Genomic DNA, 25,561 nt, shown 5'->3' with positions numbered 1-25,561 from the left:
ACGAACCGGGTGGCCGGGGGTCATCAGCGGCTCAGCCTCGCCCCGGCCTGTCCCATGAGTGGACAAGGCAGAAATAGGGACCACAACGTCGCTTGCCTTGTGAGTTCTCGCCAATTTGAGGTTTGAACCGGTCACCGTGATCATCGCGTGAACGGATAAGAAAAAGGCGCCTCGATTGAGGCGCCTTTTTGATTACTGATCCAGGAACGACCGCAATTTGCGCGATCGGCTGGGATGTTTCAGTTTCCGCAGTGCTTTCGCCTCGATCTGACGAATACGTTCGCGGGTCACGCTGAACTGTTGACCGACCTCTTCCAGAGTGTGGTCGGTATTCATGCCGATGCCAAAACGCATCCGCAGAACACGTTCCTCACGCGGCGTGAGCGAGGCCAGAACCCGTGTGGTCGTTTCCTTGAGGTTTTCCTGAATGGCGCTGTCCAAAGGCAGCACGGCATTCTTATCCTCGATGAAATCGCCCAGCTGGCTGTCTTCCTCGTCGCCGATCGGAGTTTCGAGGCTGATCGGTTCCTTGGCGATTTTCATCACCTTGCGAACCTTTTCAAGCGGCATCTGCAGCTTTTCGGCCAGCTCTTCCGGCGTCGGCTCGCGGCCGATCTCGTGCAGCATCTGGCGACCGGTCCGGACCAGCTTGTTGATCGTTTCGATCATGTGCACCGGAATACGGATCGTACGGGCCTGATCTGCGATAGACCGCGTGATCGCCTGACGAATCCACCAGGTCGCATAGGTCGAGAACTTGTACCCGCGACGGTATTCAAACTTGTCCACCGCCTTCATCAGGCCGATGTTGCCTTCCTGAATAAGATCAAGGAATTGCAGGCCGCGGTTCGTGTACTTTTTGGCAATCGAGATCACCAGACGCAGGTTGGCTTCGACCATTTCCTTCTTGGCCTGACGCGCCTCTTTCTCACCCTTTTGAACTTGCTGCACGATGCGGCGGAATTCAGGGATGTCCAGGCCGACATACTGACCGACCTGAGCCATATCGTTGCGCAGTTCCTCGACCTTGGCGGTCGAGCGTTCGATGAACATCTGCCAACCCCGGCCCGGCTTTTCAGCCATCTCGGTCAGCCAGTTCGGGTCCAGTTCGCGCCCACGATAGGCGTCGATGAATTCGCGACGGTTGATGCGCGCCTGATCCGCCAGTTTCACCATCGAGCTGTCCAGAGACATGATGCGACGGTTGATGCCGTACAGCTGGTCGATCAGCGCTTCGATACGGTTGTTATGTAGATGCAGACCGTTCACCAGTTCTACGATCTCAGACCGCAGCTGTTGATAGGTCGCCTCTTGTTTTTCCGAGAAGGTGTCGTCTTCGTTCAGGGTCGCTGAGATCCGACTATCCTGCATTTCCGACAGCATTGCGAAGTCGGTCGAGATCCGTTCCAGCGTGGTCAGAACCTGATCTTTCAACGCGGCTTCCATCGCGGCCAACGACATATTGGCCTGCTCGTCTTCGTCGTCGTCGTCGTCATTGTTCAGCGGGTTGCCGTCGGCGTCCAACTCAGGGCCGGTTTCCTTGGCGGGTTTTGCCGCCTGAACCGCAGACGTGTCGACAACCGGCTCTTCGACATCCCCGTCTTCGTCCAACTGGTTGCCAAACGTGGCCTCCAGATCGATGACGTCGCGCAACAGAATGTCTTCAGACAACAATTCGTCGTGCCAGATCGTGATCGCCTGGAAGGTCAGCGGGCTTTCGCACAGACCGGCAATCATGGTGTTGCGACCGGCTTCGATCCGCTTGGCGATGGCAATCTCGCCTTCGCGGCTCAGTAGTTCGACGCTGCCCATCTCACGCAAATACATGCGGACCGGGTCATCTGTGCGATCCAGCTTTTCAGCACCAGCACCCGCCAGCGCCACCTCACGGTTGCTTTCTGCGGCAACCAGTTCGGTCGAGCCTTTGTTCTCTTCTTCCTCGGCCTCTTCATCTTCGATGATGTTGATGCCCATCTCGGACAACATCGACATAACATCTTCGATCTGTTCCGAGCTGACTTGATCAGGCGGCAGAACCTGATTGAGCTGGTCGTAGGTGATGTAACCTTTCTCGCGGGCCTCGGCGATCATTTTCTTGACGTTGGCCTGGCTCATGTCCAGCGAGATTTCCTGTTCCTGCTCGTCGGATTTGCGGTCTTCGTTTGTATCCTTGGCGGCCATTCAATGCTCCTGCAGGGATGGGTGATTCGTTTGTACCGAATCATTAGCGCGTAGAAGTGATTCGGCCACCCGTTTACCCGTTTTTCTTTTCCAGTGCCTTACGAAAACACCACTTTAGCGACGTTTCCGTTCAAAATTGATGCCAGACATGATCGCCTGAAACGCGTCTTTCTCGTCGCGGTTGATTCGTGCGCCGTTATCGGCGATGTCAAAAACCGCCCTATCCTCGTTCTGACTGCGGCTTGTACGGTTGCGCTCTTCGGCGGCCTGGGCCAGCCGGTATGTCAGCGCTTCATCAGCCAGATCAGACAGTTCCTCTGCAGCTTCGGCAATCTCGGCATCCAATCCCCGGAGCGCTTTGATTTTCGCGAGTTCCTCGGCCAGAGTCATCTCAGCCTTTTCGACGTCGCCTGGTTTGAACACACAAGGGATTACTGCGACATGGCGAAGGGCCAGCAGGTTTTCAAGGATTTCGCCGCCCAAAGTTTCAAAAATGTGGTCTTTCAGATGCTCTGGGTCGTCGATCGCATGTCGAAGGATGGCGGCGCGCAAGGCGGCATGATCGGGATCATGGCACTCCATTTCTTCAAGCTGATGTTCGAATTGAACCACAACGGTGGGATTCAGGATGGCGATTGCCAAAATTGCAGCCTCGCGCATCTGGATATCCGCGGTTTCTGAAGACGCCAGAAAAGATGAGCGCGCACCGGGGGTTGCTGGCTGTTTCGGAGGTTGCCACTTGCCGCGTGGCTGCCATTGGCGATTTTGCGGCTGGCGCTGCGGGCGGAACAATTGCCAGCGCAAGTCTTTGATCTCTTGCCCGTAATGTGACCGGATCGAGGGATCGCGGATCAGTTTGATCTTGTCCCTCAGCGACTTATCCAACGCAGCTTTGCGTTCCGGGCTGTCGAACACCTTGCCCTCTGTCTCACGCTGCCACAGCAGCTTGACCATCGGGATCGCGCCTTCAAGCACTGTTTTCACCGCTGCCGGACCCTCAGCTCGCAGCAGATCATCGGGATCCTTGCCCTCGGGCATCAGGGCAAAGCGCAGGGATTTCCCGGCCTCTAACAGTGGCAACGCCAGATCGACGGCCCGCATCGCGGCACGCAGGCCGGCCGTGTCGCCATCCAACGCGATGATCGGCTCATCCGAGACGCGCCACAGCAGCTGCAACTGATGTTCGGTGATCGCCGTGCCTAATGGGGCGACCGACGCCCCGAATCCAGCTTCGGCCAGGGCGATCACATCCATGTACCCTTCGGCCACGATCAGTGGTTGCCCTTTGCCTGCGGCCTGACGCGCAGGGCCGTGGTTATAAAGACTGCGCCCCTTGTCGAACAATTCGGTTTCAGGTGAGTTCAGGTATTTCGCTTTGTCATTGGGGTCCATTGCCCGACCGCCGAACGCAATGCACCGCTTGCGCGGATCGCGGATGGGGTACATGATCCGATTGCGGAACGTATCATAAGGCTTTTTGCCCTTGTTTGAAGGTTTGGCCAGCCCGGCCCCAAGGATCAGGTCCTCGGCCACGTTCTTGCCGCGCAGGTGATCCCACAAACCTTGCCAACCATCAGGCGCAAACCCGATCTCCCACCGGTCCAACGCCTGTGCATCCAATCCTCGACGCGTCAGATAGTCTCGTGCAGCACCCCCTGCCCCGGTCTTGAGTTGCAAGCGGAAGAATTGCGCGGCCTGCTCCATGACGTCGGCCAGTTGCGACCGGCGGTCCTGTTTTTCCTGTGCCTTTGGGTCGCGCGCCGGCATGGGCATGCCTGCCTCGCGCGCCAAAATCTCAACCGCTTCGATGAATGAGACATTCTCGGTCTCTTTCACAAAGCTGATCGCATCGCCTTTGGCATGGCACCCGAAGCAGTAGTAGAACCCCTTTTGGTCATCTACGTGGAAGGACGCGGTCTTTTCGTGGTGAAACGGGCATGGCGCCCACATGTCGCCCTTACCCTGGTTGGACTTGCGCTGATCCCACAAGACTTTTCGCCCGACAACCTGAGACAGGCTCAGGCGGGTTCGCAGTTCATCCAGAAATCCGGGGGGCAGAGACATGGGTCAAACCTGACAGAAACAAGAACGCGCGCCAAGGGTATGACGCGCGTTTGTCCACAAGGAAATGATGGGGCTGTGGATTATTGCTGCAAACACAGCTCAAGCCACGCGGCACCCAGATCCTTTTTTCGCACGTCGCGCATCTTTTGTTCGTAGACCCAAGGCGCGATCAAAGGGATGGCAGCATTGTAATTTTCGGGCCAGGTCGGGCTGGTTTCGGCAACTGCCTGGGGCACGTTGCGCTCTTTTACACGGTCCAGCCGTGCCTTCTGGATCGCCGCAACAACTTCAGCCTGGTATTGGCAGCTTTGCTCTTTGGTTTCTTCCGCAGCTAATGGGGTGGCCAGCAAAGCGGCTGCAATGGCGATACGCAACATAAGGAACTCCGGTAATCGATTCTGTCGCTGCAGCTTACCTGTCGCAGGCACGGCCTGCCATTGCCGTTTTTGGCGTGTCTACCGTGGTTAAGTCGGCCAGCCCTTACCGTTGGGGCAGCCTGACAAAGCCAGGCTGCCCCTGAATTCAAACCATCACAGCCCTTTGGCGCGATAGCTTTTCGAGACACGGTCGATGGCCACGATATAGGCCGCCGTCCGCAGATCCTCGACATCGTCGCGGCTGTGCCAGACTTCGCGCATGGATTGATAGGCAATGCGCATCGTGTCATCGAGGCCCGAGCGCACCAGTTCCAGCTCGTCCGCGCCGCGCAGATACTTGGCTTTGAAGTCAGGCGACATCGACCAGGCATCGCCAAGATAACGATCCAGCCGCTCCAGCTCACTGACAATCAGCTCGTGCCGCGCCTCTTCCTGACGGCGCTGCATGCGACCGAAACGAATATGGCTCAGGTTCTTGACCCATTCGAAATAGGAAACCGTCACACCACCCGCGTTTGCGTACATGTCAGGAATGATCACCGTGCCCTTCTTGCGCAGAATCTCATCCGCACCGGCAGTCACCGGGCCATTCGCAGCCTCGATAATCAGAGGCGCCTTGATCCGGTCTGCGTTGGACAGGTTGATAACCGCTTCCAGAGCAGCCGGGATGAGGATATCGCATTCTTCTTCAAGAACTGCACCACCTTCGGCCGAGTGTGTCGCATCGGGATAGTCGCTGACACCGCCATGTTTGACGATCCATTGGCGTACGGATTCCACGTCGATCCCGTCAGGATTATACAGCGCGCCATCCCATTCGATGATGCCGACAATTCTGGATCCGTCCTCCTCACTCAGGAATTTCGCGGCGTGATAACCCACATTGCCCAGCCCCTGAACGATGACACGTTTTCCATCCAGCTTGCCGGACAGCCCCGCCTTTTGCATGTCTTCTGGGTGGCGGAAGAACTCACGCAGGGCGTATTGGATGCCGCGACCTGTTGCTTCGACCCGGCCTGCGATACCGCCCGCGTTCAGCGGCTTGCCGGTCACACAGGCGCGCGCATTGATGTCCGTCGTGTTCATCCGGGCGTATTGATCCGCCATCCAGGCCATCTCACGCTCGCCCGTTCCCATGTCGGGGGCGGGTACGTTTTGTGAGGGGTTGATCAGGTCGCGCTTGGCCAATTCATAGGCAAAGCGACGGGTGATCTGCTCCAACTCGTGCTCTTCGTATTTTCGGGGGTCGATGCACAACCCCCCTTTCGATCCACCAAAGGGCGTTTCGACCAGAGCACATTTATAAGTCATCAGGGCGGCAAGCGCCTCGACCTCGTCCTGGTTCACAGCAAGGGCGTAACGAATACCGCCCTTTACAGGCTCCATATGCTCGGAATGAACCGAGCGGTAACCGGTGAAAGTATGAATATCGCCGCGCAGGCGGACGCCGAACCGAACAGTGTAGGTGGCGTTGCAGACACGGATCTTTTCCTCCAACCCCGGCGGCAGGTCCATAAGGGACGCCGCCCTGTTAAACATCAAATCTACACTTTCGCGAAAGCTGGGTTCATTAATGGCCGTCATTTAATCCTCCGTGCCGACGAACGACGAGCGTTCTGACGTTTTGTCGCACCCATTGGCTAAACGATCAATAATTAAGCAACAATAAAACCCAAAATCGTCATGAAGACGCTCGGACAGGGCTGAGTCGCACTCTGGGCTTAGCCTATGAAAAATTGTCGCCGGACCGAAAACAGAGGCGATAAAGTCGTTCAATTATCTACGGTTCCAGCCCAAAGTTGCCATAACTCTGGCGCTTCCGCCCAATTCACGCCACGATTCGCCGTTAGTTTTCATACGTTAACTTTTCCTTAGCAGCGTCGGATATCTGCTCAGCGAGGTCGGCCAGATGAAAATGCGCGTATTTAAGTGCAACACCAAAAGATTTGAGAAAGCAGCCGAGTCGGCTCGTCGTTTTTCGCGCGATGAGGATGGCGGGGTGTTTACGATCTTTGTGACAGTTGGCTTTTTGCTCATATTTGCGACAGCTGGTATCGGCGTCGACATAATGAACTTTGAACGTGACAGAGCCAGCCTCCAGGGCACGCTGGATCGCGCGGTTCTTGCGGCGGCCAACGTTAAACAAAAGCTCCCTCCAGCGGACGTGGTCAAATCATATATTGAGAAATCCGACGTCCGCGGCAAACTTACGGAAGAACCTGAAGTAGAGGATGATCCCAGAGTTGGGTCAAGAAAAGTCACAGCAAAAGCTAACGTCGAAGTCAAAACGCACTTTATGTGGTTCTTTGGATATCCCAAACTGACGGCTTCGGTCACCAGCGTCGCGGAAGAGGCCATTGGGTCGCTCGAAATCGCGATGGTTCTGGATATCTCCGGCTCTATGAGTTGGGATTCGGCAACAGACAGCAAATCAAAAATGGAAGTGCTTCAGGAAGCGGCAACACAGTTCGTGACAACGATGTACACGAAAGAGAACCCGGACAAGATTTCGATCTCAATCATACCTTACAACAACCAGGTGAATGCCGGCGCGAACATCCTGGACAACATGCCGGGTGTTACTACTGAACACAATTATTCGCACTGCGTGGACTTTGTCGATAATGATTTCACGGAATACTGGATCGATCCAAACAAGAAGCTCAATCGCACGGCCCATTTCGACCGCAGAAACTATAACGACGATTACAATGATGAAATACACCAAATCTCACGCTCGGTCTGCACAACCCGCGCGGGCAGCGATATAACGGCAGTGACGAACGTCATTTCCGACCTGCACAATCAGATCGCGGCCATGTCACCCGGTGGAAACACGTCGATTGATATCGGGGTGAAATGGGGTGCTGCGCTGTTGGATCCTCAGTTCCAGCCTGTGATAAACAAGCTTTCGAAACAGTACGCGGAACCTGATGCAATTGATCCGGACACAGGTTTAGACGTAAACACGGGCCTGGCACCAAAGAAAATAGTTCCGGTGACTTTTGATAATCGTCCCATGGCATACGAATCCAATGTCAAAAAAATCATGATCGTCATGACCGACGGCGAGAACACCGAAAACTGGGTTTTGAACGAGGCATACCGCGATGGAGATTCGGATGTCTGGTACAACCCCAACTATGAGCACGAGGTCAGAACGTGTTGGTATAACCGGTATGGTAATCTCCGCTGTAGGACCGACAGGTACGGCGGCGAATACAGTGTCCGCACATCGGCTCCTGGCGACACACCTGAGTATTACTGGACAAGACAGGAGCTGGAAGGCCAGTCCGAACCCTTTGGCGGTGAGGCGGCAGATCAATCAGTGCGCCTGACCTATCCGGAATTGTGGAACCGCGTCACCTTGGACTGGAATGCCGAGTATAACTATGCTTGGCAGTCCAACCACAATCAAACCTGGTATGACAACGCGTTTACCGAGATTTACCGGACCAAAAAGGACACGCGGCTGCAAGAAATCTGCACCAAGGTCAAAGGTAAGGATGTCGATGTCTATGGGATTGCCTTTGAGGCACCTTCAGTAGGTGTAACAGCAATCAGAAACTGCTCCAGCGGTGCCGGATTCTTCTACGAAGTTAAAGCCGACGGCAAACTGGGTGACCTGACGCTTCCGCAAGTCTTTGATTCTATTGCTACGGCAATCAAACAACTGAGACTAACGCAATGATCCGCAAAGCTCTGGAAAAAGTTGTCCGGTTTAAACGAACAGAAGACGGTTCATTGACCGTTGAGTTCGCAATTTGGTTCCCTCTTTACATGTTTTTTGTACTGGGCGTCATCGAATACTCACTAGTCACAATCCAGCAGGCAATGCTAGATCGCTCTATGGATTTGGTCGTGCGCGATATTCGTCTTGGGATCAATTTGCCAGATTCGCAGCATGACACAATCAAGGATGCCATTTGCGGTGAAATGGTCGCGCTGCGGAATTGTTCCGATAACCTGCAATTGGAGATGATCGTTCAGGACCCGTACGGTGGTGTGAATCTTCCAGTGGAACCAGATTGTTCCGACAGAGCCGAAGAGGCCAAGCCGGTTCGTGAGTTCTCGAATGGCGGATCGAATGCCCTGATGATTTTGCGTGCCTGCGCAAAGGTGGATCCAATTTTCCCCACAACGACAATGGGGCGGGCTGTGTCCGGCAATGATGGTCTGGTCACACTTACGGCGACGACCACCTTTGTACAGGAGCCTTAAAATGACGTGCCTCTCTTTACGCATCCGACATTTTCTCAGCGCTTTCGCGGGCCGCGAAAACGGAAACTTGTCCCTGGAGTCGGCTCTGATAATGCCGGTCCTCGTATGGACGGTCACCCTTACATATACGTTTTTTGATGGTTTTCGCGAAAACACCGCGAATCTGAAAGCCGCGTACACAGTGAGCGACCTGATTTCGCGTGAGGGTGAAGATGCAATAACAGATACCTACGCGGAATCCATGTATTTGATATACAACCGCATGGTAAACAACAATTCACCTCTAAGAATGCGTTTGTCAGTGATCCAGTACATTGCCGCTGATGTAAATGCAGGGACAGAAGAACGTTATCGAATTGAGTGGTCGACAGCTTGTGGGTTTGAGAGCAACTGGACCGATGCCAACCTGGATGCGTTGGTTGAGAGGCTTCCGGAAATGGCAGATCTAGACACTTTGATCGTTGTCGAAACGTCGAAAGACTACGTTCCGCTTCTGAACACTGGTTGGCTGACCCGGGATCACAAATTCAATAACTTTATTTTCACGCGGCCACGTTTTGTCCCAATAGTCAGAGGGCCTAACTCTACGCATTTTTGTCAGCAGGATGTAGCACCAGTGGGTGTAGCACCTGTAGTATGAATTTTGTTTCGGCGGCTGTGGTCAGGCCGCCGATGCCAACACGGCGCCCCAATCGCCACCACAGTCCCGGTGCCCAGCTGTTTCCTGCGCTTTCCGTAGTCTTCAACAAAAATCCATTTGACGGCTTGAACGCAAACACCCCCTGATCGATCGACTCGATATCTTCGACACGCGCAATCACCTGCCCTGAACCGGTCCGCAATTCAGTCTCGGTCAGCTCGATCCAGTCACTGGTGGCTTGCCACATGCGATAGGCCAGCCAGAACGCCGCCACACCAACGACAAGTAAAAAGACCAGCCAGGCCGGTTCCGGTGGCGTGGTCAAAGCGACATAGATGACCAGCACACCCACGGTCGACAGCATCCCCACCCCTATCCAACGCCTGGATGATGAAGGCCGGACCGTGGCCAGAATTTCTTGTTGCATTGACGTCCCCTGCTCTGCTCTGTCCGGGTTTATCCGCTTTGTTTGCCGAAAAACAGAGGGAAGCCGACTATGGAATTGCGCACAGCACCCGTGTTTGCACGCAAATTGACGCATATCGCCAACAGCATACATGATGCCCACAAATTCAGGAGGCCATCATGTCCCTTAGACCAACATTGGAAACCCGCCAGGCTGTGCCGACCATGGAAGGCGCAGGCGTCAAATTGCACCGGGCCTTCGGATTTAAGGACCCGTCCGAGCTTGACCCGTTTCTGTTGTTCGACGACTTCCGAAATGAACGCCCCGAGGATTATCAGGCGGGCTTCCCCTGGCATCCGCATCGCGGCATCGAAACCATCACTTACGTCCTGTCCGGCTCGGTCGAGCATGCGGATTCGCTGGGCAACACCGGCACTTTGGGCGCAGGCGACGTTCAGTGGATGACCGCTGGGTCCGGAATCCTGCATCAGGAAATGCCCAAGGGAAACGGTGCGGGCCAAATGCACGGTTTCCAGCTGTGGGGCAATCTGCCGTCAGATCAAAAGATGACAGCCCCCCGCTATCAGGATGTCCAAAGCAAAGAGATCCCCGAGGTCATTGATGATGACGGAACCACTGTGCGCGTTATTGTTGGTGAGTTCTGGGGCAAAACCGGCCCGGTAGACGGTATTGCCGCCGACCCGCAGTACTTGGATATTCAGGTTCCGGCCGGTGTGAAAAAGACCTTTCGCATCGACACCTACCGGCGGGCGTTTGCCTATGTGTTCCAAGGACAGGCGGCCTTTGCCGATGCATCACAACCTACCGGCGTGCTTTTGGAAAAAGAGGTCGCGGGACAAGAGGTCAACATCCGTGATCTGTCCGGTGACCGCACTCTGGTTCGGTTCGGCACCGGTGATGAGGTCACGGTTCAAGCTGGTCCGGAAGGTGTCCGGTTTCTGTTGATCTCGGGCGCGCCGATTGATGAGCCTGTCGCATGGCATGGTCCAATTGTCATGAACACGCGTGCCGAACTGGAACTGGCGTTCAAAGAACTCCGCAATGGCACATTCATCCGCGCCGCGCACTGATTAAACAAAGTTGGTCAGGCGGTTACGGCGCGTCTGACCATATCCCAATAAACCTGCTCTACTTCGTCCAGCGACAAGCGTCCGCCTGCACGGTACCAGGTCATCACACCGTTCAGCATCGCGATCACGGCCAAGGTCGCGATTTTGGTATCGGCAACCGAAAAGAGCCCAGACTTCTGCCCATTCTGCAAGATGGCTTCAAGCGAATCCTCATAAGCCCGGCGCAGGCCTTCGATTTCCGAGAAGTTTTCGGGCGTGAGGTTGCGCAGCTCCATATAGGCAATAAAGACTTCATCCGGTCGCTCCATATGAAACCGAATGTGAAAGCCGACAAAGCGGCGTAGCGCGGTCTCGGCATCGGCGGGTTTTTCAAGTTCACCATAGGCGGCCAACAGATCCTGCATGTGATCCTGCATCAGGCGAAACAGCAGGCTTTGCTTGTCGGGCGTGTAGTTGTACAGCGCCCCCGCCTGCACACCCACATCTTTTGCGATCTGGCGCATGGATACAGCGGCATAGCCATGTCGGGCAAACAGCCCCAGCGCTGCTTTTCGAATGCGCGGGCCGGTGATATCGGAGTGTGAGCCTTGGGTACGTGCCATACCGCCACCGTATATGAACAAGCGTTCATATAGAACCCCGCTTGAACGACCGCCGCAAAAGGTGCATCACGGGGTCAGTCTCCATTGAAAGGGTTCGGTATGAAGCCCCTGCCACTTTTGGTTCTGCTTCTGACTTGCGCAGCCTGCACGGACTTCCCGGAATTGGAAGGACGCGAACAGCCGAATGTGCGCTCGGCCGCGTATCCGAAGCTGGTCCCACTTCAGGATATTCTCGGCCCGCCGATAGACCCCGTGAACGAAGCCGCCGAGGTTGAAGAAGACCTGACCGCACGCCGCGAAGCGCTGGCCAAAAGGGCCGAAGCGCTGCAAAACGCGCAAACCAACTGACCTTTCGCGTTTCGACCGACTGTTACCGCTGTCTCGGATTGCGCCTCGGCGCCGAACCCGTTAAGGCACCTTTGAACGGGCAAACAGCCCGAAACCAAGGACATTCGAGCGGAAAGGAACCCACGGGATGACACAGGCGCTGCGGCTGGGAATTGCCGGCTTGGGAACAGTTGGCGCGGGTGTCGTGCGGATTGTGCGCCGCCATACCGACCTGCTACAGGCGCGTACAGGCCGCGTGATCGAAATCACCGCTGTTTCTGCGAGGGATCCGAACAAAGACCGTGGCGTGAACCTGTCGGACTATGCATGGGAGACTGATCCCGTCGCTCTGGCGCAACGCGAAGATGTCGACATTTTTGTCGAACTTATGGGCGGCGAAAACGGCCCCGCCAAAGCATCGGTCGAGGCCGCGCTGGCCGCTGGCAAGGATGTGGTGACCGCGAACAAGGCTCTGTTGGCCATTCACGGTCAGGAGCTGGCTGAAAAAGCCGAGGCCGCAGGCCGTGTGATCCGGTTTGAGGCCGCCGTTGCAGGTGGTATCCCCGTGATCAAATCCCTGACCGAGGGGCTGGCCGGGAACGAGATCACCCGCGTCATGGGCGTGATGAACGGCACCTGCAACTATATCCTGACGCGGATGCAATCGCAGGAACTAGGGTATAACGCGCTGTTCGAAGAATGCGCCGAACTGGGCTATCTCGAGGCTGACCCGAACCTGGACGTGGGCGGCATCGACGCGGCGCACAAGCTGGCACTGTTGTCCTCGATCGCGTTTGGCACCAAACCGAATTTCGACGGCATCCAGATCGAAGGCATCCAGCATATCAGTCTGGATGACATTCATCAGGCCGCCGACATGGGCTATCGTATCAAGTTGCTGGGTGTCGCTCAGCGCTCGGCACGCGGTCTGGAACAGCGAATGCAGCCCTGCCTTGTCCCCAGCGGCTCGCCCCTGGGTCAGCTGGAAGGCGGCACCAATATGGTCGTCATCGAAGGCGACGCGGTCGATCAGGTTGTCCTGCGCGGCCCTGGCGCAGGCGAAGGTCCAACGGCAAGCGCCGTTATGGGCGACGTCTGCGATCTGGCGCGGGGGTTGCAAATCCCGACCTTTGGCCGCCCTGCCGCAACGTTGGAAGACGCAAAACCTGCCATTACCGGTCTGCCTGCCCCCTACTACCTGCGCCTCGCACTGTTCGACAAACCCGGTGCGCTGGCCAAAGTGGCCGCCATTCTGGGTGACGCGGGCGTCTCGATCGACCGGATGCGCCAGTACGGGCACACCGAAGCCACCGCGCCGGTTTTGATTGTGACGCACAAGACCACGCGGGCCACGTTGGATGTCGCTTTGGAAGGGCTTCGCGCGACCGATGTCGTGTCGGGGGAGCCCGTCGCATTGCGGATTGAAGAGGTTTGACCCTTGCGGCCTGCACAAAACGCAGGCTATGCCCGATGAAACGCCTTTATTGACCTGAGGATACGAAAAAATGAGCGCTGCCAAAATCGATTTCAACGACCGCCTGTTGTCTCTGGGCCTTGCACGGGTCGCAGAGCAGGCCGCACTTGCGTCGGCCTCGCTGGTCGGACGTGGTGACGAAAAGGCTGCGGATCAGGCGGCTGTAAACGCGATGCGCGAACAGCTGAACCTGCTGGACATTGCCGGTGTCGTTGTTATCGGCGAGGGCGAGCGTGACGAAGCACCGATGCTGTATATTGGCGAAGAGGTCGGCACCGGAAACGGCCCCGGTGTGGATATCGCACTGGACCCGCTTGAGGGCACGACTCTGACCGCCAAGGATATGCCGAACGCGCTGACAGTGATTGCGATGGGCCCGCGTGGCTCGATGCTGCACGCACCCGATGTTTACATGGACAAGCTGGCCGTTGGCCCGGGCTTTCCCGAAGGCGTCGTGAATCTGGACATGAGCCCGCGTGAACGCGTTGAGGCACTGGCCAATGCCAAAGGCTGCAAGCCTGCCGACATCACCGTCTGCATTCTGGAGCGTCCCCGCCACGAAGCGATGATCGCTGAAGTGCGCGAAACCGGCGCCTCGATCCGCCTGATCACCGATGGTGACGTCGCTGGTGTCATGCACTGCGCCGAAAGCGAAGAGACCGGCATCGACATGTATATGGGTCAAGGCGGCGCGCCCGAGGGCGTTCTGGCCGCTGCCGCGCTTAAATGCATGGGTGGGCAGATCTTTGGCCGCCTGCTGTTCCGCAACGACGACGAGCGTGGCCGCGCCGCCAAGGCGGGCATCACCGATCTGGACCGCGTTTATTCTCGCGATGAGATGGTAACCGCAGACGTGATCTTTGCCGCAACTGGCGTGACTGGTGGCTCTTTGCTGCCGCGGATCAAACGCCAGCCGGGCTGGGTTGAAACCACCACCCTGCTGATGCGTTCCAAAACCGGTTCGGTGCGCCGCATGTCCTACCGCACGCCAACCTGGCCGCACGATAACGCGTGATGGCTTGCACCTTTGCCTTTGGCAGAGGTATCGATAGATACAATGAGGCCGGGTCCGAGAGGGTCCGGCCTTAGCATATGAGAGGCAGGCATGAGCTTTTTAGGGGTTGAGCAGTCACTGACCGGGCGGCGTTGGATCGGACCGGAGGCCGAAGTCGAACGGGCCACGGAAATGCTGGTGCAACAGTCCGGGCTGCCACGTGCGGTATGTCAAGTTCTGGCGCGGCGCGGAGTGCCACCCATGGAAGCCGATAGCTTTCTTGAACCAAAGCTGAAGGAATTGCTACCCGACCCCCGGTCCATGAAGGATATGGAGACCGCTACAACGCGGTTTTTGGAAGCTGTCCGAAACAAGCAGCGGATCGCGGTTTTTGCCGATTACGACGTCGATGGGGGCAGTTCGGCGGCTTTGTTGCTTGTCTGGATGCGTCAGATGGGGCTGCAAGCCACGCTGTATGTGCCAGACCGAATTGATGAGGGTTATGGGCCGAACGTGCCTGCAATGCAGGAACTGGCGGCTGCGCATGACCTAATCATCTGCGTGGATTGCGGAACGCTTAGCCATGAACCGATCGCGGCGGCAAAAGGCGCGGATGTCATCGTGCTGGACCACCACCTTGGCGGTGAAACGCTGCCCGATTGCGTGGCGGTCGTGAACCCGAACCGACAAGATGAGAGCGGTGATTTGGGGTATTTCTGCGCTGCCGGCGTGGTGTTCCTGATGCTGGTTGAGGCTGGTCGGCAACTGCGTGAGGCTGAGGTTAAGGGTCCCGACCTGATCGGGCTTCTGGATCTTGTGGCATTGGCAACCGTTGCAGACGTGGCCCCGCTGATTGACGCGAACCGGGCGCTGGTGCGGCAAGGCCTTAAGGTCATGGCACAGAGGCAACGACCAGGGTTAGTGGCGCTGTCGGATGTGGCGCGTATGGATTCAGCCCCTACCAGCTATCACCTAGGTTTTCTTCTGGGTCCGCGCGTCAATGCGGGCGGGCGGATCGGTCAGGCCGATCTGGGCGCGCGACTGCTGAGCACGGACTCGATGACCGAAGCTGAAGCGCTGTCTCAAAGGTTGGATGAGTTGAATACCGAACGTCGTGATATCGAAAACGCAGTACGTGCGGCAGCACTGGAACAGGCCGAGGAACGCGGCTTGGACGCTCCTCTGGTTTGGGCGGCGGGCGAAGGATGGCATCCCGGTGTCGTCGGCATCGTAGCATCCCGCCTCAAGGAAAACGCCAACAGGCCCGCCATTGTCATCGGCTTTGACGGTGATGAAGGCAAGGGTTCAGGGCGGTCGGTATCGGGTGTTGATCTGGGGGCATCAATCCAACGGTTGGCGGCCGAGGGACTTTTGGTCAAAGGCGGCGGGCACAAGATGGCCGCAGGGCTGACCGTTATGCGCGATCAGTTGGAACCGGCCATGGAACGCCTCAGCGAGTTGTTGGCCAAACAAGGCGCGGGCAAAGGCGGTCCTGCGGACATGAAGTTAGACGGCGCCCTTATGCCGGGCGCTGCTTCGGTCGATCTGATCGAACAGATTGAAAAAGCCGGTCCTTTCGGGGCCAGCGCCCCTGCCCCGCGCTATGCGTTGCCTGACCTGCAGGTGCGCTTTGCCAAGCGTGTCGGCGACTCCCATCTGAAACTGTCGCTGTCCGACGGGGTTGGTGGTGGCCTTGATGCCATTGCCTTTGGCGCCTTTGACGGACCGATGGGGGAAAAGCTGTCCAACCATGGCGGCGCGCGCTTTCATTTCGCCGGACGGCTTGAGGTGAACACATGGGGTGGACGGCAAAGCGTTCAGCTGAGACTGGAGGACGCGGCAGAGGCAAACTGAGCCCATTTCCGGCCCTGCCAAAAAAGTTTCGCATCCCTGCATTTTTCGGCTTGCGGGGGTCAGAGGTAAACCGTAAAAGGCCCTCCACAAGCAAGCGTGGCCCGTTCGTCTATCGGTTAGGACGCCAGGTTTTCAACCTGGAAAGAGGGGTTCGATTCCCCTACGGGCTACCACTTGTGCTAATGCCACTACCAGATGGCCCGTTCGTCTATCGGTTAGGACGCCAGGTTTTCAACCTGGAAAGAGGGGTTCGATTCCCCTACGGGCTACCATTTCTCTGACCTAAACTCCGAATTTTTCACGGCTGAGGTCTTGTATCTGCCCCCACAGCGACTTGAATTCCGGCGTGTTTTCCGCGGCGTAGTGGAAGTTCTTCATAAGACCTGTGAGCTGGGTGAACACCTGACGCACTTCACCCTTATCTTCGAATTCCGCAGTTGATTGCGTAACATCATAGATCAGCTTGAACGTCATCTTCTGACGCTCTAGCGGGACGGTTGCGTCGACTTTGTCAAAGGCATCCTGCTGTAGGTACACCATATCTACAAACAACGCTTTTTGCTGCGTGACGAAATCCTCGATGGTGACGCCTTCTTCGCCGGTCACCTGCATCATCTGGTCGACCTGTTCACCTTTTTCAATCAGGGCCAGCTGATCGCGCACCTTGCCTGTCCAACCGGGCTCGGCGTTTTTGTCATACCAATCCGAGAGCTGATCAGTGTATCGCGACCAGCTAAGCATTGGGTCGACCGCAGGATAGAACCGTTTGTAAGCCCGTTCCGAGGACAGCCCCAGAAAGCACTTCACGGTAGACAGCGTGGACTGCGTCACAGGCTCGTCAAAATTGCCACCCGCAGGCGAAACCGTACCGATCAGCGTCAGACTACCCAGATCGCCATCATTCGTCTTCATCGCCCCTGCGCGCTCGTACAGGCCCTTGATCGAGCTTTCCAGATAGGCAGGGAAGCCCTCTTCACCGGGGATTTCCTCCAGCTTGCCGGAGGTTTCGCGCATGGCCTGCGCCCAGCGGCTGGTACTGTCGGCGATCAACAGCACGTCATAACCCATCTGGCGGTAATACTCACCCAAGGTGATGCCGGTGAAGATCGAAGCCTCACGCGCCGCTACAGGCATGGAAGAGGTGTTACAGATGATGATCGTCCGATCCATCAGACTGCCGCCCGACATCGGGTCCGTCATCTTGGGGAATTCGTGGATTGTCTCCACCACTTCCCCCGCACGTTCGCCGCAGGCCACGACGATCACGATATCAACCTTGGAGTTTCGCGCGATCAGGTTTTGCAGCACGGTTTTGCCCGCGCCGAACGGGCCGGGAATACAGGCCGTGCCACCGCGCGCTATGGGGAAGAACGTGTCGATCAGGCGCTGAGACGTCAGAACGGGTTCAGTCGGGTACAGGCGTTCGGACGAGGCGCGTTTCAGGATGGTTTCGGGCAACGGTCGTCGTACCGGCCACTTTTGGCACAGGGTCAGCGTGTGCTCTCCACCCTGCTCGTCTTCAAGACGCGCGACAATCTCATGGATCGAGGCTGCACCTTTCTGAACCCAGACAACATTGTAATCGCCGACCCAGTTGAAAGGCAGCATGATTTTGTGGGTAAACCTGCCTTCGGGAACAGTGCCAATGCTGTCGCCGGCCTTGACCGTGTCGCCAACTTTGACTGTGGGAGTGAAAGACCATTTTGCCTGATCATCCAGCGGTGCCACATCCGCCCCGCGCGGCAGGAAAGTCCCGAACTCGGCCGCAACCTTGGTCAAAGGCGATTGCAGGCCGTCAAAGACCTGCCCCAAAAGGCCCGGCCCAAGTTCGACCGAAAGCAGTTGTCCTGACTGTTCAACCGGATCACCAACCGCGACGCCGTCGGTGCTTTCGTAGACCTGAACGTCGGCTGTATCGCCGCGCACGCGCAGCACCTCAGCCTTCAGGCGTTCCTGACGCCCGCCCGGGCCCGGACGGGTCGGAAGGATGAACACGACCTCGTTCTTGACCAATTGCCCCGGAACACCGGCGGCGTCTTGGTTGGCCTGAATTTTCACCAGCCCTTCCTGGACAGAAACGACACGGGCAGTTGCGGTTTGAACAGGGGGTGTTTGGGCAGTCATGCGCTTACTCTCTCAAAATCGAAATCTGCGACATTGCTCATGGCTTGCTGGGCCAGCTTCTCAAATCTTGCGGCCGCATTCTGCGGGTTGCTTTGCGACCAGCGATCGAAAATGTTCCAGATCAGGACATAGATGGCCACGGCCTCAAAATCGAATAGGTGACGGGCGGCGTGTCGTTTCAGTTGCTCATGGCTGACTGACAGCAGCAGTCGTTCCAGACCCAAAGGATCCTCGGCCTCCAGCAACAGGCGTGCTTCCTTGATCCACGGCATCGCCGTGGACAGACGGAAATCCGGGTCACCCCAATTGGCGGGGATGTGACGGCTCCAACGTCCAAACCCATACGCACCGGACGGCGGATTGCCACCCTGCCCGCGCAGGCGCAATGCCGCAACAACAGTACGCAGGCCCATCCGTTCAAGGAACAGGCTGCGCAAGGTTTGTTGCGGGATTTCGGCCAACGCTTGTTTGCACCTCAAAACAGCCTGCGCGTCAGTGACATCCATGTCATATGCGCTCCAGTTCAGAGCATGTTCCATAACCTTCAGAACCTTAGCGTCCTCGGGCGTCAGCGCCTTAAGGCGGCGATCCAGCCGCAGCCGCGACAGCGGAGGTTGTTTGGCCACGAACAACCGCTCAGATCCCGGCAGGCTGCTGATCAGGGCGATATAGGCGTCAGGGTCCGACATCTCAGCGGATCACACCTTCCAGCACGGCGCGAAACCGGGGCTGCAGATGCTCCATCAGCAACGAGGCGACCGCCTTGTCTGTTAGATCAAGTACAACGCCCTGATCTTCGGCCCGCACGCGGATACCACCCTGCGCGTCATCCGATGCATGCAGCTCTACCTGTTCACGCAACATGTCGGCTGTCAGGCCCAGGACGTATTTGGTCAGCTTACCGGATTGAATGTCATCGGCGTTCTGCTTGATGTCTTCTTGCGTTGCGACTTTGGCGGGCAAAATGACCTGCACCTTGCCATCTAGATTGACGCCTTCGGATTCGCGACCGACGACCTCCAAAATCATCTGTTTCAGCAATTTTGGGTCGGCCATTTCCTTGGTCACCAGACGCTCGACATCTTCGCGAAACCGGTCTGTCAATCCACCCTTCATGGTCAAAACCGCATCACGCATGGCAGTGTTAAGCGCCTCTTCCCCCGCTGCGCGGTATTTGTCGGAATCGGTGCGCGCCTTTTTTTGATAATCGTCCGCCTCGCGTTTGGCGTCCGCCAGAATTTTAGCGGCTTCGGCCCTGGCTTCAGTGCGTAGTTTTTCGGCGTCAGCCTGACCAGCAGCCACGCCATCGTTGCGCAGCTTGTCGATCAAGGCATCCACGCCATGAGAAATCATGCCATCCTGTGCCATCAACTGATCCCCGCGCTGATGACAAGGGCAAAGACAAAGGCGAACACGCCAAACCCTTCGATGATCGCTGCTGGGGCAAGCGCCAGGCCAAAGATCTCAGGCTTTTCCTTGGTGGCATTGATCGCCGCAGCACAGGCCCGGCCCTGCCAAATCCCGCAATACATCAAAGCGATACCAGACAGGATACCGATCCCGAACAAGCCGCCCGCGTTTTCAGGCGTCACCTCGCGGTTCAGGGTAAACATGATGACGATGCCATAAATCACCATCGTCGAAGGAAAGGCCGAAACGCCGACAAAGCGGCCATAGCCGCCGTCGGTTTCCGTCATGGCCCCAATACTGGCCATGCCCGCGATTGAGCATCCGACGGCGCTGGCGGCTGCGCCCAGCGCCATGGGCGCGTAGATGCCAAGCCAACCCAATGTCAAAACAAGCTCATTCATTCCTGAACCTCCTTGCGGGCGAACGGGCGAAAGACGATGCCTTCATCCGGCAGACCCCATTTAAAGAATTCGATGTAATTAAGACGCAAACCGTGGACGACGCCGCTCATCATGGCGAGCGCGAAGTTGAGAATATGGCCGATGATCAGGATCAGCAGGGCGAACAGAACGCCCACCCCCTTGAGCGAATGCATGACTGAAACCGCCAAATCGTTGAACGTGATCGCCAGTGAGGCCGAGGCTAGACCCAACGCAAACAGGCGCATGTAGCTTAGCACGTCTCCAAATGCGCCCATGGCCCCGGCAAGGCTTTGCAGCCCTTCGATCAGACGCCAAACCCAGTCGGTGGGCTTATTAATGACCCGCTCGCTTGAGAACCAGACGATGGCCAGCACACCGATCCCCATAAATGCCGCGCCAGGCACCGGAGAATTACCTTTCATGTAGCTGAGCCACAGAACGAACCCGCCAATCAGCGCAGCGATCCAGCCCAGATTGGCGATGGCCTTCCGGTGCCCCCATGCCGCCCGTGCGGCAAGCGCATTGGCCAGTACCAAATGCAAAACGCCAAGGACGATCGAGACCATCATCATCGCACCGAAATTGTTCAGGTCGAGCAATTTGAGCTTGGACCAGAACGACCCCTCGGCTGGCGACACGCCGAAATAACTGCCGACGAGGACGCCGTACAGGATTGTTGCGCTGGAAATGATCACCCCAAAGCGTCGCCAGGATCGTTCACCGGGTGTTGCATCAAGCCGCTTCCAGAATAGCAAAAGGCCCAACAGGATAATCGCGCCGTATCCCGTGTCGGCTACGATCATTGCGAAGAAGACCGCAAATGAAACGGCGACGATGACACTGGGGTCCCAGTCCTTGTAACCCGGCACTTGATAAAACAGCGCCAAGTCCACGGCAGCACTACGCTTTTCCGGTTGTTCCAACAAAGTTGGCGGGCTGTCATAGGGGCTGGGTTCTTCGATCAGTACGGCAGCGTCCTTGGCGATTGCCATGTCCAGAACCGCGTTTATACGATCCTCGGGCACCCAGCCCTGAAGGGCAAACACCGCCTCTTCGTCGCGAACCTTTTGCGTGGCATGGGCCAGCTCGGCCGCGCTTTCGGCAACCGAAAGGTTCCGGCGCATCAGTGTTAGGTATCGGGTTTGCGCAACGCGTTCAGCCTCAAGCGCTTCGATGGCGATCTCAGCCTCTTCCAGTTGCGCCTCAAGCTCGTGAATGGGCAGCGATCCTGTGTGCGTGCGCGGAACTGGCAGGATATCGTCATCCGGCTCACCCGGGTCGATCAGTACGGCATAGATGAACCTATGGTCCTGCTCGAGTATGGCCCAGGGCATATCCAGGGCCTCCAACGCATCGCGATACTTCAGTGGCAGTTGATAAAACCACAACCGGTTCCCCGCCAAAACATCGTCTGGTGGAAAATCCAGATCGCCCCAAGGGCGCACCTTTGCAATGCGGTTGGCAAGAAAATCCCTATGATCCGTCATGTCACGAGTGCGCTGCATCAAGTCCAGCACATCCCCGACGAACTGGTCCATCTCAAAACCGGGATCGCGCTGGATCTGTCGGCGCGGTTCGGACACGTCATTCAGGAACCGCAGCGCCTTATAGGCATTGCGCGCGCCGCGCTCACTGATCTTTTCCGGCTCAGCGGGTGGCGAAGCCAGCGGCAGGACGTGCATGCAGCCCAGATTCTGCAGCGCCTCAAGGGTCGCAGCCTTCTGGCCTGCTTGCCCGACCAGCGACAGTTTTTTGAGCCTCGCAACACTCACGGCAAAGCCTCCTGCGCATGTTTGCGTTTCGAAATTTTCGAACGGACTACGGCCTGCATCTGCTCATCGCTCAGATAGATGCGGATTTTCTTGATGTTGGCCCTGGCGCGCGGGATCAGGACTTTTTCAAACAGGTTGACACGCTGGGTGATCGTGGCGACGGCCTTGTCGAAAATCTTCACCCTCTCTTCAGCCATATTAACCCGTAGACGCGCCTCGATCATATCGTGCAGCAGTCGGGCCGCGGCATCGACCCAGTGGGGCTTGGCCAGATAGGAGTACGGGCGCACCGTGACCTCGATCCGATCCAGCGCAGGCATCTTTACACCCACGACGTTGACCTCTTTGACTTTGTAGTCTTTCAGCTCAACCAATCCGTCCAGATCAACGCATTGTTGCGCCAGCATCGGCAGTTTTTCTCCAACCTTTTTCGCCAGTTCCTGCACCTCATCCTGAAGGCGTTGCACATCTTCGCGCGCCCTCGCGCGCTCGGCCATCAATTGCTGACGCTTAAGGTCCAGCGATGGCAGGAACCGCTCATAGCTTTTCAACTGCGTCTGCTCGCGTGCGAGCGAAGATTTATTCAGCTGCAACCGCGCCATCGGCATCCTTTGGGAAATATTTGTCGATCAGGGTTTGCTTCATCAGCAATTGCTCGGGCGCGAAACACTCCGCCAGAGTTTTCCAGCCCAGATCCAGCGCATCTTCGAGCGGGATCGAAACGTTGATGTCCATGAAGCGCGCTTTGAACAAAGCACCGAACTTCAGCAACTGGTGGTCATAGTCCGAAAGGTCGAACGCCATCGCCTGTTTCTGCGCGGCGTCTCGGCTTTCGGAATAGAACCGGATCATGGTGTTCATGATCTGACTGTGGTCCTCACGCGTGGTTTTGCCGATCACGTTCTGCTTGAGCCGCGACAGGCTGCCGAACGGGTCAATCACGCCCGAATGCAGATAGATCTGCCCCTCGGTGATATAGCCCGTGTTGTCGGGCACCGGATGGGTCACGTCATTGCCGGGCATCGTTGTAACGGTCAGCACGGTCACCGATCCGCCCTTGGCATAGTCGCAGGCTTTTTCGTACCGGCGGGCCAGCTGGGAATAAAGGTCGCCCATGTAGCCACGCTGCGACGGCACGCGCTCTTGGCTGATACCCACTTCTTTCATCGCGTCGGCATAAGCGGTCATATCAGTCAGCAAAACCAGCACGCGTTTGCCCTCTTCCACCGCGAATTTCTCGGCAACGGCCAGCGCCATGTCAGGCACCAGCAAGCGTTCGACCAGCGGATCCATCGCCTGATTGACGAACATCACTGTCCGGGAAAACACACCTGCATCCTCAAACGATGTGCGGAAGGTAAAGTAGTCATCAAAGATCAGACCCAGCCCGCCAAACACCACGATGTCCGCGTCCGCCTGAATGCCGATACGACTGAGGAACGCGTTGAACGGCTCACCCGAAACCGAAAAGATAGGGATTTTCTGGCTTTCGACCAGCGTGTTGAACACGTCGATCATCGGCACGTCCGTCCGGATCATCTTGTTGGGCACGGCGCGTTCTGCCGGGTTCACGGTTGGCCCGCCAATATCCACGCGCGGTTCAGACGACAGGTCGGGTCCGCCGTCGATTGAAACGCCCGCACCATCAAAAACGCGGCCCAGAATGTTCTGTGAATACGGCGTCTGCATCGGGTGGCCCAGAAACGTCGCCGTGGCCTCGGTCGAAATGCCCTTGGTGCCAGAAAACACCTGCAGAGTGACAACGTCCCGGTCGATAAAGATCGCCTGAGCCAGCGTCTTGTGGCCGTCCACGGTTTCAATCACGGCCAGATCGTTGAAACGCACGGCCGCGTCGGTCGATCCGTCCAGAGGCACTCTGACCTTTATGGTGTCTCCGACAATCTCAAGAACACGCGTGTATTTCAAAAGACTTCCGGACATTGCTCATCCTCGGTCGTTAAAGGTGTTTTTGAAATCAACGCCCCGAAATAACTTGGCGTTTTTTGCAATCATAAGTTCAGCTTACAACGAATTCATGAATTGGCAAATGAGGATGTCTTAGTTGCGACAAAGGAGACGAAAACCGCCTCTGGTGACCAAAAACGTTGATATTCAAACGCGCTGGGAAGGCTCACCACCCCCTGCGCCCGAACAGGGATTGCAGCCGGCTTTGTCCCGCAAAAGGATCGACCTCTGTTGGTGCGGTCAGGCCCGAGACAACGCGGCGCACCATTACCCAGCAGATTGCAGCAAATATCACACCGCCCAGCGCCTGCCCCAACAACACCCCCGGAGCGCCAGCCAAATAGGCCCCGGCGACCGCAAAGGGCCACGTGCCCAGCGTATGACGCCCCCAGTTAATCCACGTGGAATAAATGGGATAGCCAAGGTTGTTGAAGCTTGCATTCGCAACAAAGATCACCCCGTTGAAGAAGGACGCCAAGGCCAGCGGTCCGCAGAACAGATAGATCAGCGCCCGCGTCTCGCCTTGGGCCTGAAACAAGTCGGCGATGGGGGCACGCAGGACGAACAGCACCGCCGCCATCAGAACCACATAGACGGCGGTGAATTTTACGCCTGCCAGGAATGCGCCCTTCACCCTGTCATACTGCCCTGCCCCAAAGTTCTGCCCCACGATCGGGCCTATGGCCCCGGACAGTGCAAACACGACGGAAAAGGCGACGGGCATCAGCCGCCCTATTACTGCCATGCCTGCCACGGCATCTGTGCCAAACTGCGCCACCTCACGGATCACGATGGCGTTGCCGACAGGCGTGGCGACATTGGTCAGAACCGCCGGTATTGCAATCGCCCGCACCGGTTGGAGGTCTTCCACCACTTGCTTCAGCGACGGTCGCGCAAATCCACGGTGCACGCGCACGGCGGGCCGGACCGCTGCTATCAGCATACAGATACGCGCAATCACCGAGGCAATCGCCGCCCCGTCCAGGCCAAGACCAACGGCAAAGATCAGAATCGGATCCAATATCGCGTTGGCCAGCCCACCGTAAATCGTAGCCTGCATAGACCGGCGCGCATCACCATACGCGCGCAACACAGCCATACCCGTCATTGCCGCAGCCATCATCCACATGGTCGGCAGAATGATGCTGACATACCGTGCGGCCAGTTGCAGAACCTCACCCTGTGCGCCCAGCAAAGACAGCAGAAACTTGATGTTAATCATGACTATGGCAGACACAATCAATCCCATCAGAATACCAAGAAGGCCAACGCTGGTTCCGAATTGGCGGGCTTTTTCGGGCCGCCCCGCCCCCAGCTCGCGGGCGACAAGGGCGCCGGCGGCAATCGACAGCCCTACATTGATCGAGTTGGTGAAAAACAAAAGCGTGCCCGCATAGCCGACCGCTGCGGCCAACGCGTCGTTGCCCAGCATCGAGATGAACACCATGTCCACGAAATCCACGGCAAAGATTGCCATAAGACCAATGCTGGTGGTCAGCGACATTCGGGTCACATGCCGCATCAGACTGCCAGTTAAAAAGACAGCCATGCCCATGGATTGTTGTGTCATTGGCTGGTCCGTCCCTTTGTTCTGGAATTCAATCTGCCCCTGATGGGCACCGGTCAGCAACCTCAAA

22 protein-coding genes and 2 tRNA genes are annotated in these 25,561 nt (G+C 57.1%); 10 read left to right on the top strand and 14 right to left on the bottom strand.

Translation table 11 applies throughout. The features are described 5' to 3' along the window. Nucleotides 1–192: 192 nt before the first annotated feature. The 4 genes from rpoD to AC2FLA_RS00965 all read right to left on the bottom strand — a co-directional run bounded on the left by rpoD (nt 193) and on the right by AC2FLA_RS00965 (nt 6,206). On the bottom strand, nt 193–2,181 hold the full coding sequence (gene rpoD / locus AC2FLA_RS00980; RefSeq protein ID WP_282150901.1) for an RNA polymerase sigma factor RpoD: 1,989 nt from the start codon (nt 2,179–2,181) through the stop codon (nt 193–195). Nucleotides 2,182–2,295: 114 nt separating this feature from the next. Next, nucleotides 2,296–4,245 carry a DNA primase gene (gene dnaG, locus AC2FLA_RS00975; RefSeq protein ID WP_496719810.1) on the bottom strand — a complete coding sequence of 650 codons (1,950 nt, stop codon included), beginning with the start codon at nt 4,243–4,245 and terminating at the stop codon, nt 2,296–2,298. Nucleotides 4,246–4,325: 80 nt separating this feature from the next. After that, nucleotides 4,326–4,622 (bottom strand): hypothetical protein, encoded by a 297-nt coding sequence (locus AC2FLA_RS00970; protein WP_113788762.1) that lies wholly within the window; start codon nt 4,620–4,622, stop codon nt 4,326–4,328. Between the two features lie 153 nt (nt 4,623–4,775). Beyond that, a complete protein-coding gene (locus tag AC2FLA_RS00965; RefSeq protein ID WP_496719808.1) occupies nt 4,776–6,206 on the bottom strand; it encodes a Glu/Leu/Phe/Val family dehydrogenase in 1,431 nt (476 codons plus the stop codon). Nucleotides 6,207–6,531: 325 nt separating this feature from the next. On the opposite strand from AC2FLA_RS00965, the gene AC2FLA_RS00960 reads away from it, so the two are divergent. Genes AC2FLA_RS00960 through AC2FLA_RS00950 form a run of 3 tightly spaced genes read left to right on the top strand, consistent with a single transcriptional unit; the run spans nt 6,532 to nt 9,483 of the window. Beyond that, a complete protein-coding gene (locus tag AC2FLA_RS00960) occupies nt 6,532–8,313 on the top strand; it encodes a TadE/TadG family type IV pilus assembly protein (protein ID WP_496719806.1) in 1,782 nt (593 codons plus the stop codon). Further along, entirely contained in the window at nt 8,310–8,843 is a 534-nt protein-coding gene (locus tag AC2FLA_RS00955) for a TadE/TadG family type IV pilus assembly protein (RefSeq protein ID WP_496719804.1), read from the top strand. The genes AC2FLA_RS00960 and AC2FLA_RS00955 overlap by 4 nt, the downstream gene beginning before the upstream one ends. A 1-nt stretch (nt 8,844) precedes the next feature. Then, a complete protein-coding gene (locus AC2FLA_RS00950) occupies nt 8,845–9,483 on the top strand; it encodes a TadE/TadG family type IV pilus assembly protein (protein WP_496719802.1) in 639 nt (212 codons plus the stop codon). Here AC2FLA_RS00950 and AC2FLA_RS00945 read toward each other — a convergent pair. After that, nucleotides 9,428–9,910: a hypothetical protein gene (locus AC2FLA_RS00945; protein ID WP_496719800.1), complete on the bottom strand. Its 483-nt coding sequence runs from the start codon at nt 9,908–9,910 to the stop codon at nt 9,428–9,430. The two genes, AC2FLA_RS00950 and AC2FLA_RS00945, sit on opposite strands and share 56 nt — an antisense overlap. 158 nt (nt 9,911–10,068) lie before the next feature. On the opposite strand from AC2FLA_RS00945, the gene AC2FLA_RS00940 reads away from it, so the two are divergent. Beyond that, nucleotides 10,069–10,980: a pirin family protein gene (locus AC2FLA_RS00940; protein WP_496719798.1), complete on the top strand. Its 912-nt coding sequence runs from the start codon at nt 10,069–10,071 to the stop codon at nt 10,978–10,980. 14 nt (nt 10,981–10,994) lie between these two features. On the opposite strand, the gene AC2FLA_RS00935 is transcribed toward AC2FLA_RS00940, so the two are convergent. After that, nucleotides 10,995–11,582: a TetR/AcrR family transcriptional regulator gene (locus tag AC2FLA_RS00935; protein ID WP_496719796.1), complete on the bottom strand. Its 588-nt coding sequence runs from the start codon at nt 11,580–11,582 to the stop codon at nt 10,995–10,997. Between the two features lie 99 nt (nt 11,583–11,681). Between AC2FLA_RS00935 and AC2FLA_RS00930 the strand changes: the two genes are divergently transcribed. The 6 genes from AC2FLA_RS00930 to AC2FLA_RS00905 all read left to right on the top strand — a co-directional run bounded on the left by AC2FLA_RS00930 (nt 11,682) and on the right by AC2FLA_RS00905 (nt 16,503). Continuing rightward, on the top strand, nt 11,682–11,930 hold the full coding sequence (locus AC2FLA_RS00930; protein WP_058274791.1) for a hypothetical protein: 249 nt from the start codon (nt 11,682–11,684) through the stop codon (nt 11,928–11,930). 127 nt (nt 11,931–12,057) lie between these two features. Beyond that, nucleotides 12,058–13,344, top strand: a complete 1,287-nt coding sequence (locus tag AC2FLA_RS00925; protein ID WP_496719794.1) for a homoserine dehydrogenase — start codon at nt 12,058–12,060, stop codon at nt 13,342–13,344. Nucleotides 13,345–13,414: 70 nt separating this feature from the next. Beyond that, nucleotides 13,415–14,398 (top strand): class II fructose-bisphosphatase, encoded by a 984-nt coding sequence (glpX, locus tag AC2FLA_RS00920; RefSeq protein ID WP_282150891.1) that lies wholly within the window; start codon nt 13,415–13,417, stop codon nt 14,396–14,398. Nucleotides 14,399–14,488: 90 nt separating this feature from the next. After that, entirely contained in the window at nt 14,489–16,231 is a 1,743-nt protein-coding gene (recJ, locus tag AC2FLA_RS00915) for a single-stranded-DNA-specific exonuclease RecJ (RefSeq protein WP_496719792.1), read from the top strand. A gap of 98 nt (nt 16,232–16,329) precedes the next feature. Further along, a tRNA-Glu gene (locus tag AC2FLA_RS00910) sits at nt 16,330–16,404 on the top strand. 24 nt (nt 16,405–16,428) lie between these two features. Beyond that, nucleotides 16,429–16,503 (top strand) — tRNA-Glu (locus tag AC2FLA_RS00905). 10 nt (nt 16,504–16,513) lie between these two features. Here AC2FLA_RS00905 and AC2FLA_RS00900 read toward each other — a convergent pair. The 8 genes from AC2FLA_RS00900 to AC2FLA_RS00865 form a co-directional block, all read right to left on the bottom strand. Beyond that, nucleotides 16,514–18,355, bottom strand: coding sequence for a V-type ATP synthase subunit A (locus AC2FLA_RS00900; RefSeq protein ID WP_496719790.1), 1,842 nt, complete (start codon nt 18,353–18,355; stop codon nt 16,514–16,516). Then, nucleotides 18,352–19,044: a hypothetical protein gene (locus tag AC2FLA_RS00895; RefSeq protein WP_496719788.1), complete on the bottom strand. Its 693-nt coding sequence runs from the start codon at nt 19,042–19,044 to the stop codon at nt 18,352–18,354. The genes AC2FLA_RS00900 and AC2FLA_RS00895 overlap by 4 nt, the downstream gene beginning before the upstream one ends. A gap of 1 nt (nt 19,045) precedes the next feature. Continuing rightward, nucleotides 19,046–19,723 (bottom strand): hypothetical protein, encoded by a 678-nt coding sequence (locus AC2FLA_RS00890; RefSeq protein ID WP_496719786.1) that lies wholly within the window; start codon nt 19,721–19,723, stop codon nt 19,046–19,048. Next, on the bottom strand, nt 19,723–20,166 hold the full coding sequence (locus AC2FLA_RS00885; RefSeq protein ID WP_108858997.1) for an ATP synthase subunit C: 444 nt from the start codon (nt 20,164–20,166) through the stop codon (nt 19,723–19,725). The genes AC2FLA_RS00890 and AC2FLA_RS00885 overlap by 1 nt, the downstream gene beginning before the upstream one ends. Next, nucleotides 20,163–21,959 carry a V-type ATP synthase subunit I gene (locus AC2FLA_RS00880; protein WP_496719784.1) on the bottom strand — a complete coding sequence of 599 codons (1,797 nt, stop codon included), beginning with the start codon at nt 21,957–21,959 and terminating at the stop codon, nt 20,163–20,165. The genes AC2FLA_RS00885 and AC2FLA_RS00880 overlap by 4 nt, the downstream gene beginning before the upstream one ends. Next, nucleotides 21,956–22,561, bottom strand: coding sequence for a V-type ATP synthase subunit D (locus AC2FLA_RS00875; RefSeq protein ID WP_496719783.1), 606 nt, complete (start codon nt 22,559–22,561; stop codon nt 21,956–21,958). The genes AC2FLA_RS00880 and AC2FLA_RS00875 overlap by 4 nt, the downstream gene beginning before the upstream one ends. Further along, nucleotides 22,539–23,900, bottom strand: a complete 1,362-nt coding sequence (locus tag AC2FLA_RS00870; RefSeq protein ID WP_170558129.1) for a V-type ATP synthase subunit B — start codon at nt 23,898–23,900, stop codon at nt 22,539–22,541. Before AC2FLA_RS00870 ends, AC2FLA_RS00875 begins: the two co-directional genes overlap by 23 nt. A gap of 190 nt (nt 23,901–24,090) precedes the next feature. Next, nucleotides 24,091–25,494, bottom strand: coding sequence for an MATE family efflux transporter (locus tag AC2FLA_RS00865; RefSeq protein WP_496719781.1), 1,404 nt, complete (start codon nt 25,492–25,494; stop codon nt 24,091–24,093). Between the last annotated feature and the right edge of the window lie 67 nt (nt 25,495–25,561).

This window comes from Ruegeria sp. CDSA033, from assembly GCF_059612305.1.
This window is presented reverse-complemented; position numbering and strand designations above follow the sequence as displayed.